General features: G+C 63.2%; 14 protein-coding genes. 5 read left to right on the plus strand and 9 right to left on the minus strand.

What is annotated here, in order from left to right; genetic code table 11:
- The first annotated feature begins 82 nt into the window (after positions 1 to 82).
- Both AC1DYW_RS29845 and AC1DYW_RS29850 read left to right on the plus strand, forming a co-directional pair.
- The gene (locus AC1DYW_RS29845) at positions 83 to 1,027 is read left to right on the plus strand and encodes a carbohydrate kinase family protein (protein ID WP_477228578.1); all 945 of its coding nucleotides are present in this window, start codon (positions 83 to 85) and stop codon (positions 1,025 to 1,027) included.
- A 73-nt stretch (positions 1,028 to 1,100) separates the two neighbouring features.
- On the plus strand, positions 1,101 to 2,018 hold the full coding sequence (locus AC1DYW_RS29850) for a pseudouridine-5'-phosphate glycosidase (RefSeq protein ID WP_477228579.1): 918 nt from the start codon (positions 1,101 to 1,103) through the stop codon (positions 2,016 to 2,018).
- 13 nt (positions 2,019 to 2,031) lie between these two features.
- On the opposite strand, the gene AC1DYW_RS29855 is transcribed toward AC1DYW_RS29850, so the two are convergent.
- The gene (locus AC1DYW_RS29855) at positions 2,032 to 2,355 is read right to left on the minus strand and encodes a TfoX/Sxy family protein (RefSeq protein ID WP_477228580.1); all 324 of its coding nucleotides are present in this window, start codon (positions 2,353 to 2,355) and stop codon (positions 2,032 to 2,034) included.
- A 90-nt stretch (positions 2,356 to 2,445) separates the two neighbouring features.
- Here AC1DYW_RS29855 and AC1DYW_RS29860 point away from each other — a divergent pair, with 90 nt between their 5' ends.
- Positions 2,446 to 2,943: a GFA family protein gene (locus AC1DYW_RS29860; RefSeq protein ID WP_477228581.1), complete on the plus strand. Its 498-nt coding sequence runs from the start codon at positions 2,446 to 2,448 to the stop codon at positions 2,941 to 2,943.
- Positions 2,944 to 2,970: 27 nt separating this feature from the next.
- Here AC1DYW_RS29860 and sufA read toward each other — a convergent pair whose 3' ends face one another.
- The 7 genes from sufA to AC1DYW_RS29895 all read right to left on the minus strand — a co-directional run bounded on the left by sufA (position 2,971) and on the right by AC1DYW_RS29895 (position 10,155).
- Entirely contained in the window at positions 2,971 to 3,351 is a 381-nt protein-coding gene (gene sufA / locus AC1DYW_RS29865; protein WP_013532156.1) for a Fe-S cluster assembly scaffold SufA, read from the minus strand.
- Between the two features lie 103 nt (positions 3,352 to 3,454).
- A complete protein-coding gene (locus tag AC1DYW_RS29870; RefSeq protein WP_477228582.1) occupies positions 3,455 to 3,847 on the minus strand; it encodes an SUF system Fe-S cluster assembly protein in 393 nt (130 codons plus the stop codon).
- A 5-nt stretch (positions 3,848 to 3,852) separates the two neighbouring features.
- Entirely contained in the window at positions 3,853 to 5,094 is a 1,242-nt protein-coding gene (locus tag AC1DYW_RS29875; protein ID WP_477228583.1) for a cysteine desulfurase, read from the minus strand.
- Positions 5,095 to 5,209: 115 nt separating this feature from the next.
- A complete protein-coding gene (gene sufD / locus AC1DYW_RS29880) occupies positions 5,210 to 6,478 on the minus strand; it encodes a Fe-S cluster assembly protein SufD (RefSeq protein WP_477228584.1) in 1,269 nt (422 codons plus the stop codon).
- 25 nt (positions 6,479 to 6,503) lie between these two features.
- The gene (gene sufC / locus AC1DYW_RS29885; protein WP_477228585.1) at positions 6,504 to 7,259 is read right to left on the minus strand and encodes a Fe-S cluster assembly ATPase SufC; all 756 of its coding nucleotides are present in this window, start codon (positions 7,257 to 7,259) and stop codon (positions 6,504 to 6,506) included.
- Positions 7,260 to 7,285: 26 nt separating this feature from the next.
- Complete coding sequence (sufB, locus tag AC1DYW_RS29890; RefSeq protein ID WP_013532161.1) at positions 7,286 to 8,803, minus strand: Fe-S cluster assembly protein SufB; 1,518 nt, start codon at positions 8,801 to 8,803, stop codon at positions 7,286 to 7,288.
- A gap of 188 nt (positions 8,804 to 8,991) precedes the next feature.
- On the minus strand, positions 8,992 to 10,155 hold the full coding sequence (locus AC1DYW_RS29895; protein ID WP_477228586.1) for a cysteine desulfurase family protein: 1,164 nt from the start codon (positions 10,153 to 10,155) through the stop codon (positions 8,992 to 8,994).
- Between the two features lie 241 nt (positions 10,156 to 10,396).
- Between AC1DYW_RS29895 and AC1DYW_RS29900 the strand changes: the two genes are divergently transcribed.
- Both AC1DYW_RS29900 and AC1DYW_RS29905 read left to right on the plus strand, forming a co-directional pair.
- Positions 10,397 to 11,071: an alpha/beta hydrolase gene (locus AC1DYW_RS29900; protein WP_013532163.1), complete on the plus strand. Its 675-nt coding sequence runs from the start codon at positions 10,397 to 10,399 to the stop codon at positions 11,069 to 11,071.
- Between the two features lie 18 nt (positions 11,072 to 11,089).
- Positions 11,090 to 11,740: an FMN-binding negative transcriptional regulator gene (locus tag AC1DYW_RS29905; RefSeq protein ID WP_477228587.1), complete on the plus strand. Its 651-nt coding sequence runs from the start codon at positions 11,090 to 11,092 to the stop codon at positions 11,738 to 11,740.
- A gap of 20 nt (positions 11,741 to 11,760) precedes the next feature.
- On the opposite strand, the gene AC1DYW_RS29910 is transcribed toward AC1DYW_RS29905, so the two are convergent.
- Positions 11,761 to 12,504, minus strand: coding sequence for a phosphatase PAP2 family protein (locus tag AC1DYW_RS29910; protein ID WP_477228588.1), 744 nt, complete (start codon positions 12,502 to 12,504; stop codon positions 11,761 to 11,763).
- Positions 12,505 to 12,562: the final 58 nt, after the last annotated feature.

Consider the following 12,562-nt stretch of genomic DNA (forward strand, 5'->3'; position numbering starts at 1 on the left):
CCGAATCGCCGCCCCGCATGCGAAGCTTCGTTAGTTAGCGTAGCGCTTGTGCGGCCGGAATAACAAAGGTCATATCGCCGGCATGGTGAAATCTCCAAGAATCCTGGCCGTGGGCGGCGCCCATATCGACCGGCGTGGCCAGGTGTCCGGCGCTTACGTGCCGGCCGCGTCCAATCCGGGCACGATGCGCGAGGACGTCGGCGGCGGCGTCTTCAATGCCTTGCGCAGTGCGGTCCGGCGCGGTGTTTCGGCCTCGCTGCTGTCGGTGCGCGGCGGCGATGCCGCCGCCGATACGGTTTCACGGGCCATCGCCAAAGCGGGGATTACCGACCTCTCGGCGGTGTTCCTCGATCGCACGACGCCAAGCTATACGGCGCTGATCGACAGCGAAGGCGAACTGATCGTCGGCTTTGCCGACATGGCGCTCTACGAGCTGGCGTTTCCCAAACAGGTCAGACGCTCGAAGGTGCGCGAGGTACTCGCTGCCGCCGATGCCGTCTTCTGCGACGCCAATTTGCCGACGGCCGCACTGGAGCGGCTCGTGGCACTCGCCGCCGGCAAACCCGTCTTCGCCATTGCCATTTCGCCGGCCAAGATCGTGCGCCTGAGGCCGGTGCTCGGCAATCTGGCCGTCGTCTTCATGAACCAGCGCGAGGCCGTCGCACTTGCCGGCCTGGACAGTGCGGCCTCCGGGCAGGACATCGTCGACGGGCTGAAACGTGCCGGGCTCAAAAGCGGCGTGGTGACAGCGGGCGGCGCTCCCATGCTGGGCTTCGATGAAGCCGGCACCTTCTCGATCCTGCCGCCGACGCCAAGAAAGGTCGCCGACGTCACCGGCGCCGGCGATGCGCTGGCGGGAGCGACGGTCGCTGCCTCGCTTCGCGGCATGCCGTTGCGCGCGGCCCTGCGCGAAGGCATTGCCGCGGCGACGCTGGCCATCGAAAGCGCCGACGCCGTTCCCGATTTCACCACGGCTGATTTCACCGAGGCGCTGGCTCTTGTGCCAGATGCGCAGGAAGTGGCATGAGACCGGCCAGTTCATAGTGCCGGAGTGTTTTCGCGTCCAAGTGGAGACGCATCGCGCCGGATTGGAGATCAGGATGACACCAGAAACCGCCCGTCCCTTCATCGATATCCATGCGCCGGTTGCACAGGCCTTGGCCGCCGGGCGGCCGGTGGTGGCGCTGGAAAGCACCATCATCACCCATGGCATGCCTTACCCCGACAATGGCGCCATGGCGGCCGATGTCGAAAAGATCATCAGCGACGGCGGCGCCGTGCCGGCCACGATCGCCGTGGTTGGCGGGCGCATCAAGATCGGGCTTTCGGACGGCGAGCGCGAATCCCTCGCCATGACCGGCGACGCCATGAAACTGTCGCGCGCCGACCTCGGCTTCGCGGTTGCGCAAGGGCGCACGGGCGGCACCACCGTCGCCGCCACGATGATCGCGGCGCATATGGTTGGCATCAAGGTGTTCGCCACCGGCGGCATCGGCGGCGTGCACAAGGGGGCGGAAAAGAGTTTCGACATTTCCGCCGACCTCGACGAGTTGGCGCGCACGCCGGTCATCGTCGTGTCGGCCGGCGCCAAGGCCATCCTCGACATCGAAAAGACGCTGGAAGTGCTGGAAACGCGCGGCGTGCCCGTGGTTGGCCATGGCTGCGAGACGATGCCGGCCTTCTGGTCGCGGCATTCGCCCTTCCGCGCGCCGCTGACCTTGCACCGACCGGAAGAGATCGCGCATTTCTACCAGACCCGGCATGCGCTGGGGCTCGCCGGCGGCATGCTGATCGCCAATCCGGTGCCCGAAAACCACGAAATCCCCGCCGAAGAGATGGCCGGCTATATCGAGGCCGCGCAGAAGGCCGCCGAAGCGCTCAACGTGACCGGCAAGGCGGTGACGCCGTTCCTGCTGTCGAAAATCCTGGAACTCACGGGCGGAAGGAGCCTGAAGACCAACATCGCGCTGGTCGAGAACAACGCAAGGCTGGCGGCGAAGATCGCGAAGGCGCTGTAGTTCGCCACGAGGGCTATTTCCCCGCCCGCCGCCCGGCCTCATAGGCGCGGCGTGCCCAGAGCGTCATCTCGTCGGGATCATCAAAAGCGCTGTCGGGAATGTTCCAGTAGGGCATCGAGACCAGCTTGCCGTGCCGGGACCCGGTATAGGTCCACTGCCGGCAGCCTGCCGCCTCGAAGTCCGGCGCGCTTTGCTCGTCGGCCTTCAGCATCAGTTCGCCGCGCAGCACGACGGCGATGATGACACCGTCGAAATAGATGCCCTTGCCGCCGAACAGTTTGCGGATGCTGACCGGACCAAGGCCCTCGAACAGTTCGGCGATGCGTTCGTTGTCCATGCCGCGATCATGTCACCGGCATTTGACATTGTCATCGCGCAACCAAGATCATGCTGACAGATTGAGAACATCCGTCGGAGTCGTTTTGTCATGCCGCTTCTGCTCAAGGGGTCCTGCCGTTGCAATGCCGTTCGTTTCGAGGTGGAGAGCCACACGCCGGCGCCGTTCATGCTGTGCTACTGCTCGATATGCCGCAAGCAGCAAGGCGGCGGCGGCTTCGCCATCAATCTCGGTGCCGACAACGAGACCCTGAATATCAAGGGCAAACGAAACCTCGGCGTCTACCGGGCCGAGATCGAGGACGACGAGCATCCGCGGTGCGAGATATCGACCGGCGAGCGCAATTTCTGTCGCAAATGCGGGTCGGCACTGTGGCTCTACGACCCGACCTGGCCGGATCTGGTGCATCCCTTCGCCTCGGCGATCGACACCGATCTGCCGGAGCCGCCGAGCAAGGTGCATCTGATGCTGAAATACAAAGCCAACTGGGTCGAACCCGTGATTGGCAAGGACGACAGGACGTTCGACGTCTATCCGGAGGAATCCATCGCCGACTGGCACAAGCGAACGGGCATGTGGGTGGATTAGCGTTCGTCGCCCTGGCGAGGGGAAATCTCAGGCCGAGGCGCGCGCTTCCGCAAGAGCCTTCAGGTCGGCCGGCTTCAGCTCAACGGATTCGCCGCAGCCGCAGGCCGAACTCTGGTTCGGGTTGTGGAAGGTGAAGCCGGTGCGCAGCGTCGTCTGCTCGAAATCCATCTCGGTGCCGAACAGGAAAAGGGCAGCCTCGGGCGCCACATAGACATGGGCGCCATCACGCTCGATGTGGTCGTCCTTGGTGTTGGGTTCGGTCACCAGATCGACCGTGTATTCCATGCCGGCGCAGCCGCCCTTCTTGATGCCGAGGCGAATGCCATGCGCGTTGTCGCGGGTGGCGACGATCTCGCGCACCCGGTCGGCGGCCTTTTCGGTCATGGTGATGACGGCAAAGCGTCCCATCTGTTCTTTCTCCATTCCGTGCAGGTTCAAGGCCTGCCGAACGATTCCTCACCTAAAATGGTGAAGTTTTACCACTGGCGCAAGGGCGCCAACCTTTGTGAGGCTAGTACCAGCCCACCGCGACCTGCGCCTCTTCCGACATGCGGTCGGGCGTCCACGGCGGGTCGAAGGTCATGTTGACCTCGACGCCGGACACGCCTTCAACGGCGCCGACGGCATTTTCCACCCAACCGGGCATTTCGCCGGCGACCGGGCAGCCCGGCGCGGTCAGCGTCATGTCGATCTTGACCGAGCGGTCGTCCTCGATGTCGATCTTGTAGACGAGGCCAAGTTCGTAGATGTCGGCCGGGATTTCCGGGTCATAGACCGTCTTCAGCGCCGAGACGATGTCGTCGGTCAGCCGCGCCAATTCGTCGGCGGGAATGGTCGAAGCAGACACCACGCTGTTGGCGGCGGCTTCCGGCGTGGTTTCGGCAGCGATGCTCACATCATCCATGGTCGTCACCCAAAAAACTTGCGCGCTTTTTCAAGCGCCTCGGCCAAAGCATCGACTTCGGCCCTGGTATTATACATGCCGAACGATGCCCTGCATGTGGAGGTTACGCCAAAGCGTTTCAACAGCGGCTGGGCGCAATGCGTGCCGGCGCGCACGGCAACGCCTTGCCTGTCTATCACCATCGACACGTCATGGGCGTGAATGCCTTGCAGTTCGAAGGAGATGATGGCGCCCTTGCCGGGCGCGTCGCCGAAAATGCGCAGCGAGTTGATGGCGCGCAGCCGCTCATGCGCATAGGCCTTGAGGTCTTCCTCATGCGCGGCGATGCGCTCGCGACCGATTTTTTCCATATAGTCGAGTGCAGCACCGAGCCCGATCGCCTGCACGATCGGCGGCGTACCGGCCTCGAAGCGATGCGGCGGCTCGTTGTAGGTGACGATGTCCTCCGTCACCTCCTCGATCATCTCTCCGCCGCCCATGAACGGCCGCATGCCAGAGAGAATGTCCTTCTTGCCATAGAGCACGCCGATGCCCGACGGGCCGTAGACCTTGTGGCCGGTGAAGACGAAGAAATCGCAGTCGAGATCCTGCACGTCTACGGCCATGTGCACGGCGCTCTGGCTGCCGTCGACGAGGACGGGAATTCCACGCGCATGCGCAATGCGCACGATCTCCTTGATCGGCGTCACCGTGCCCAGCGCGTTCGACATCTGGGTGATGGCGACCAGCTTGGTGCGATCGGTCAGCCGCTTCTCGAACTCCTCGATGTGGAAGGCGCCGAGATCGTCGACCGGCACCCAGACCAGTTTGGCGCCCTGCCGCTCGCGGATGAAATGCCACGGCACGATGTTGGAGTGATGCTCCATGATCGACAGTACGATCTCGTCGCCCTCGCCGATGTTGGGCATGCCATAGCCATAGGCGACGCTGTTGATCGCCGAGGTCGTGTTCGAGGTGAAGACGATGTTGTCGGTGCTTGGCGCATTCAGGAAGCGGCGCACCGTTTCGCGCGCCTTTTCGTAGGCGTCGGTCGCCGCATTGGAGAGGAAATGCAGGCCGCGATGGACGTTGGCGTATTCCTGGGAATAGGCGTGCTGGATGGTGTCGAGCACCACCTGCGGCTTCTGCGCCGAGGCGCCATTGTCGAGGTAGACCAGAGGTTTGCCGTAGACCTCGCGCGACAGAATCGGGAAGTCGCGGCGGATAGCCTCGACGTCGTAGGGGATGTTTTCGACTTTCTGGTCCATCGTCTGTCTTTCGATACCCGGGCTCCCGCGTCAGCCGGCCCTTCGCTATGGCTCCGGGCGTTCGTCGCTCAAAAAGCCAAATCGTTGGCTTTTTGTCGGCTACGCCGACCGCTCCTCACCCATGTGTCACAAACCAGTCGTCGAGCTTCGCTTCGAGCGCGTCGACGATCGTCTCGTCGTCCAGTTCCTCGATCACCTCGGCGACGAAGGCTTTGACCAGAAGGCCGCGAGCGGTCTTCTCGTCGACGCCTCGCGCCATCAGGTAGAACAGATGGTCGTGGTCGATTTCGGTGACCGTCGCGCCATGGCCGCAGACGACATCGTCGGCGAAGATTTCAAGCTCCGGCTTTGTCGAGAACTCGCCATCGTCCGACAACAGCAGCGTGTTGCAGGCCATCTTGGCGTTGGTCTTCTGCGCGTACTGGTGGACGTTGATGCGGCCCTGGAAAACGCCGCGCGCCTTGCCCGTCACCACATTGCGGATCACTTCCGTCGAGGTCGTATGCGGCACGGCGTGGTCGAGCACCATGGTCACGTCGGTATGGGTGTCGCCGGCCAGAAGATTGATGCCGCGCAGTTTGAAATCGGCGCCTTCGCCGGTCGTCCTGACCATGACCTCCTGGCGCACCAGCCTGCCGCCGGCGTTCATGACGAACAGCGTCAGTTTCGCGTTCTTGCCGACATGGGCCTTGAACTGCGCCAGATGCGTTGCCGTCTCCGGCTGCTCCTGGACGATCAGCCACGTCACCTCGGCGCCTTCGCCGAGCACGAGCTGGCTGACCGAGCTCGTCAGTGCCGCGCCCTCGCCGGCCTGACGCTCGACGATAACGGCCTTGGCGGCAGCGCCAACGCGCGCCATGAGGCGCACATGGGTCTGGCCGCCGGCCTGCAGGTTCTGCAGTTCGATCGGCTTTTCCAGCTCGGCGCCATCGGCGATGTCGACAAAGTAGCCGTCGGCGACGAAGGCGGTGTTCAGCGCACCGATGGCGTCATCGCTGCCATAGGGATCGAGCCCCGGTGCTGCGCTGCCGTCAGTCAGTTTTTCCGACAGGCGCTGCACGGTGACGCCATCGACGGCCGGCGTCTTCGCGTCGGACTTGCCGTTCAGGATCGCCAGCACGGCGGAGCCTTCCACGATCGGTGCAACAGCCTTGGTCATGGCGGCCGGATCGAAGTCCGGCACCGCGTTCAACAGGCGGCGCAGATCGGTGTAGTGCCAGGATTCGATGCGCCGTGTCGGCAGGCCGTGCTTGATCGCCTCGATGGCGTCGTCGCGCTTGAGCATCACCGCGCCGTCGCCCGGCAGCAGCGACAGCCGGTCGCCGAACGCGTCGATCAACGCTGTTTCGGCCGGTGTCCGCTGGGGCTGAGTGTGCATATTCATCAGTTTGACCTTGCCTTCTGGCATCTCACGCGGCTTCGCCGATCACACCGGCATAGCCATTGGCTTCCAGATCGAGCGCCAGCGACTTGTCGCCGGACTTGATGACCTGGCCCCTGTAGAGCACGTGCACGGTGTCGGGCACGATGTGTTCGAGCAGGCGCTGGTAATGGGTGATGACCAGGAACGCACGGTCGGGCGCACGCAACGCATTGACGCCATCCGAAACGATCTTCAGCGCATCGATATCGAGGCCGGAATCGGTCTCGTCGAGCACGCAGAGCTTCGGTTCCAGCAACTTCATCTGCAGGATCTCGGCACGCTTCTTCTCGCCGCCGGAGAAGCCGACATTGAGCGGCCGCTTCAGCATCGCCATGTCCATGCTGAGCGAAGCAGCGGCTTCCTTCACGCGCTTCAGGAATTCCGGGATCTTCAGCGGCTCTTCGCCACGCGCCTTGCGCTGCTCGTTCATCGCAACCTTCAGGAATTCCATGGTCGCTACGCCCGGTATCTCCATCGGATACTGGAAGGCGAGGAAGATTCCGGAAGTGGAGCGCTCGGCCGGATCCATTTCGAGGATCGACTGGCCATTGTAGAGGATGTCGCCCTCGGTCACCTCATAGTCCTCTCGGCCGGCGAGGATATAGGACAGCGTCGATTTGCCCGAGCCGTTCGGCCCCATGATCGCGGCGATTTCACCGGCTTTCACCGTCAGGTTCAAGCCGCGGATGATCTCGGTGCCGTCATCGACGATGCGGGCGTGCAGATTTCTGATCTCAAGCATTCTTTGTTTCCTGAATATTTGTCCGGTCAGCCGACCGAGCCTTCGAGCGAGATGCCGATCAGCTTCTGCGCCTCGACAGCGAATTCCATTGGCAGTTGCTGGATGACGTCCTTGACGAAGCCGTTGACGATCAGCGCGATCGCTTCCTCTTCGGGAATGCCGCGCTGCATGACGTAGAATTTCTGGTCCTCGGAAATCTTCGACGTCGTCGCCTCATGCTCGAACTGCGCCGTCGAATTCTTGGCTTCCATGTAGGGCACGGTGTGTGCGCCGCACTGGTCGCCGATCAGCAGGGAATCGCAGTTGGTGAAGTTGCGGGCATTGGTCGCCTTGCGGTGCGCCGAGACCTGGCCGCGATAGGTGTTCTGCGAGAAGCCGGCGGCGATGCCCTTGGAGATGATGCGGCTCGACGTGTTCTTCCCGAGATGGATCATCTTGGTGCCGCTGTCGACCTGCTGGTAGCCGTTCGACACAGCGATCGAATAGAACTCGCCGCTGGAATCGTCGCCGCGCAGGATGCAGCTCGGGTACTTCCAGGTGATGGCGGAGCCGGTCTCGACCTGCGTCCACGAAATCTTCGAGCGGTCGCCACGGCAGTCGCCGCGCTTGGTGACGAAATTGTAGATGCCGCCCTTGCCCTCGGCGTCACCGGGGTACCAGTTCTGCACCGTAGAATATTTGATCTCGGCATCGTCGAGCGCCACCAGTTCGACGACCGCGGCGTGAAGCTGGTTCTCGTCGCGCTGCGGCGCCGTGCAGCCTTCGAGATAGGAAACGTAAGCCCCCTCCTCGGCGATGATCAGCGTGCGCTCGAACTGGCCGGTGTTCTTCTCGTTCATGCGGAAATAGGTCGACAGCTCCATTGGGCAGCGCACGCCCTTGGGCACGAAGACGAACGAGCCGTCGGTGAACACGGCGGAGTTCAGCGTGGCGTAGTAGTTGTCGGAGGTCGGCACGACCGAGCCGAGGTACTTCTTCACCAGTTCCGGATGCTCGCGGATGGCTTCCGAGATCGAGCAGAAGATGACGCCGGCCTGCGCCAGCTCCTTCTTGAAGGTGGTGACGACGGAGACGGAATCGAACACGGCATCGACAGCAACGCGGCCCGATTTGTAGACATTGTCGCTGACTTCCTCGAGTTCCGAGGCGTCGGTCTTCTGCACGCCGGCGAGGATTTCCTGTTCCCTCAGCGGGATACCCAGCTTCTCGTAGACCTTCAGCAGTTCGGGATCGACGTCGCTGAGCGACGTCGGGCCTGGCGTGCTCTTGGGCGCCGCGTAGAAGTAGATGTCCTGGAAATCGATCTTCGGGTAGTGAACGCGCGCCCAGGTCGGCTCGTCCAGCGTCAGCCAGCGGCGATACGCTTCCAGCCGCCATTCCAGCATCCAGGACGGTTCGTCCTTCTTGGCCGAAATGAAACGGATGATGTCTTCGCTGAGGCCCTTGGGGGCCTTGTCCATCGCGATTTCAGTCTGGAATCCGTATTTGTATTGGTCGACGTCGATCTTTCGGACCCGATCGATCGTGTCCTGCACAGCAGGCATATGCGTTCTCCATCCACGCCGGGGTCAAGGCCCGACAGTTTTCAAACTATGGCACCGCCAAATGAACGCCGAAGAGGCATTCGCGGCAGCGTAAGTTCCATATAGTGCGTTTTGACCGGAAATTCACCCGTCCAGCATAAAACGCACGGCTCTACCAGACCGAAGGCCTGTCTATATCCGGCCGCTGCTCATGCGGCCCTTTCCCTACTCGCCCGACGTGCGGCGATTGCCGCCATCGCGGTGCGAAACAGTTCGATGTCCTCGGCGCCGGTCGCGGCACCGATCGACACGCGCAAGGCGCCAAGGCTGTCGCCGTATCCCATGGCTTTCAGCACATGGCTCGGCCCGACCTTGCCCGACGAACAGGCGGAGCCGGCCGACAGCGCCACGCCGGCCAGATCGAAAGCGATCTGCGCGGTTTCGGCTTTGATGCCCGCAATAGCGAAGAATGTCGTGTTGGCAAGCCTTGGTGCGCCGGTTCCAAAGATTTCCGCATCCGGCACCAGCACTTTCACGATGGCCTCGATCTCGTCGCGGCGCTGCCGCACCGTGTCCATCGCCCGCAGCCCTTCGAGCGCCTCGCGTGCCGCGGCGCCAAAGCCGGCGATGGCGGCAAGGTTTTCGGTGCCGCCGCGATGGCCTTTTTCCTGGCCACCGCCATTGATCAGCGGCTTCGGCATCATCAGATCGGAGGCGGCGACGATGGCGCCAACGCCCTTGGGGCCGCCGAGTTTGTGCGAAGACAGGATCAGATAATCGGCGTAACCAGCTGATAGATCGATCGAAACGCGCCCCGCCGCCTGGACGGCGTCGACGACGAGGACGCCGCCCGCGGCCTTAACGATCCCGGCGATGCGGTCGATCGGCTGGATGACGCCGGTCTCGTTGTTGGCGGCATGGATGGCGACCAGCGGCAGGCCCTCGGCCTTGTCATGACGGGCGAGTGCGGCGGCCAACGCGTCGAGATCGGCGATGCCGTTGGCATCGACGCCGATCCGCGCCACCTGCGCTGCCGGGAAGCGCCCGCCATTCAACAGGCAGGGATGATCGGCCTCGGACACGTAGAGACGGCTCATGCGCACGCTGCCGCGCCCCATCTGCCAGTCTGATGTCAGCAGCGTCGAGGCGGCTTCCGTCGCGCCGGAGGTGAACACGACATGCTCGGCCTTGGCGTTGACCAGTGCCGCGACATCTCGCCTTGCGGTCTCGATCAGGCGCCGTGCGGCGCGCCCTTCGGTGTGGACCGACGACGGGTTGGCGGCGACATCAAGTGCGGCGACCATAGCCTCGCGCGCCGCGGCAAGCAGCGGCGCACTGGCATTATAGTCGAGATAGGCGCGCATTCCGGCCATTTTCGTCCGTTTGGTTCCCGTCAGAAGCCATTCCGCTGTCGTATCGCGTTATTTCCTTGAAATTCCAAGGCGAGCCGTCCTATTTACGCGGCTTGCGGCGCGGGTGGCCCGGCTCGACGTCTGGCCACTCAGTTTTGAACAATTCTAAACTAGCTTCTAAGAAGACGCTCGCCCTGCGTCAAGGCCAGAGGAAGACACGTTCCGGGCGCCGCGCATTCGCATTACCCAAGTGGAGTATTTCATGCCTGAGGTCATTTTTACCGGTCCTGCCGGCCGCCTGGAGGGACGCTACCAGCCTTCCAAGGAAAAGAGCGCGCCGATTGCCATCGTCCTGCACCCGCACCCGCAATTCGGCGGCACGATGAACAACAAGATCGTCTACGACCTCTTCTACATGTTCCAGAAGCGGGATTTCACCACGCTTCGCTTCAATTTCCGCGGCATCGGCCGCAGCCAGGGCGAGTTCGACCACGGCACCGGCGAGTTGTCGGATGCGGCGGCGGCACTCGACTGGGTGCAGTCGCTGCATCCGGATTCCAAGAGCTGCTGGGTCGCCGGTTACTCCTTCGGCTCCTGGATCGGCATGCAGTTGCTGATGCGCCGCCCGGAGATCGAAGGCTTCATCTCGATCGCGCCGCAGCCCAACACCTATGATTTCTCGTTCCTGGCGCCCTGCCCGTCATCGGGGCTGATCATCCATGGCGATGCCGACAAGGTGGCGCCGCCGAAGGATGTGCAAGGCCTGGTCGACAAGCTGCACACGCAGAAGGGCATCACCATCACGCAGAAGACCTTGCCCGGCGCCAACCATTTCTTCTCCAATGATGCCGACCTGCTGCTCGAGGAATGTGCCGACTATCTCGACCGCCGGCTGGCCGGCGAACTGTCGGATCCGCGGCCGAAGCGGCTGAGATAGGCAAGGGAGCAGGCAGCGATGTACGAGCCTCCTCATTTCAGGGAAACGCGGCCGGAAATCCTGCACGGGCTGATCCGGGCGCATCCGCTCGGCCTGTTGATTTGCAACGGAGCCGAGGGGCCCGTCGCCAACGCCATCCCGTTCCTGCTCGACGCAGACGTGCCGCCGAACGGCAGGCTGCGCGCCCATCTGGCGAAGGCCAATCCGCAATGGCAGCTGTTGGCCGACAATCCGGCGTCGCCGGTGCTGATCGTCTTCCAGGGCACCGATGCCTATGTGACGCCGTCCTGGTACGAGACCAAGCGTGAGACCGGCAAGGTGGTGCCGACCTGGAACTATGCCATCGTGCAGGTGCGCGGCACCGTCAAGGTGATGGATGACCAGGCCTGGCTGGCGCAGCAGATCGCGGACCTGACCGCGTCCCAGGAAGGCACCCGCGCCGCACCCTGGACGGTGACCGACGCGCCGGCGCCCTTCATCCAGTCGCAGATCAAGGGCATCATCGGGCTGGAAATCGAGATCGCAGAAATCCACGGCAAGTGGAAGGTCAGCCAGAACCGGCCGGTCGCCGATCGCGTCGGCGTTGCGCAAGGGCTCGAAAGCGAAGGGCAGCAGTCACCCGACATGGCCCGCCTGGTCAGGTCCTACGGCGGGCTGGACAGCAACTAAGCCTCAGCAAACCCGAGCCTTCAGCCAGCCTTCGCTGCAATCAGCCGGAACGTGTTCTTGCGGACCGGCAACCCCGACGGCATCTGGCGAAAGATGAAGCCGAGCCGGGCAAAGACAAGCCCGCACGCCAGCGCGAAGGCGCAGCCGAGGCCGAAGCCGGCGACAGTGTCGCTGGGATAGTGTGCGCCGACGAAGACGCGCGTCGAGGCAATGCAGGCGGTGATCGCCAGGGCGATGTACCAACGCCGGGGAAACAACAGCAGTGCGACCCCGAACACGGCGCCCATGGTCGTGGCGTGACCGGACGGGAAACCGGCGAAGCGCGCATCGAAGGCAAAAGGATGAAAGGCCAGCACGCCAAAATCGTCGAAATAGAGCGGGCGAGCCCGACCGATCGCATATTTCAGCACATTGACGGCCAGGCCGGACAGGCCGGCGGCGCTCAGCACCAGAAAGGCCAGGCAGGTCCAGTTGTAGACCAGCATCAGCGAGCGCCTTGAAAGGCTTCGCCAGTCCGTCAGGTTCGCAGCGACCAGCAAAAGCGCCGATGGAATGAGATACCAGCCACCGAGGCCGAACTGCGTGAAAAAATCGGCCAGGTGGACGAACCCTGGCGACCACTCGCCATGAAGCATCCCGGCCGGGGTGTCGAGGCGAACAAACGCCGCCGACGTCAGCAAGACCCAGACCAGGCCCCAGACCGGCCAAACTATGTTCGGATACCTGGCGGGACGAACGGCAAAGCGCTTTCTTGCGATCTGCATTGTGTCGCGAAAATTGTCGAGGGATCGGCGCCCCACCCCAAGGAGCATACCGGAAACG

Source organism: Mesorhizobium sp. P2_D5 (assembly GCF_056404355.1).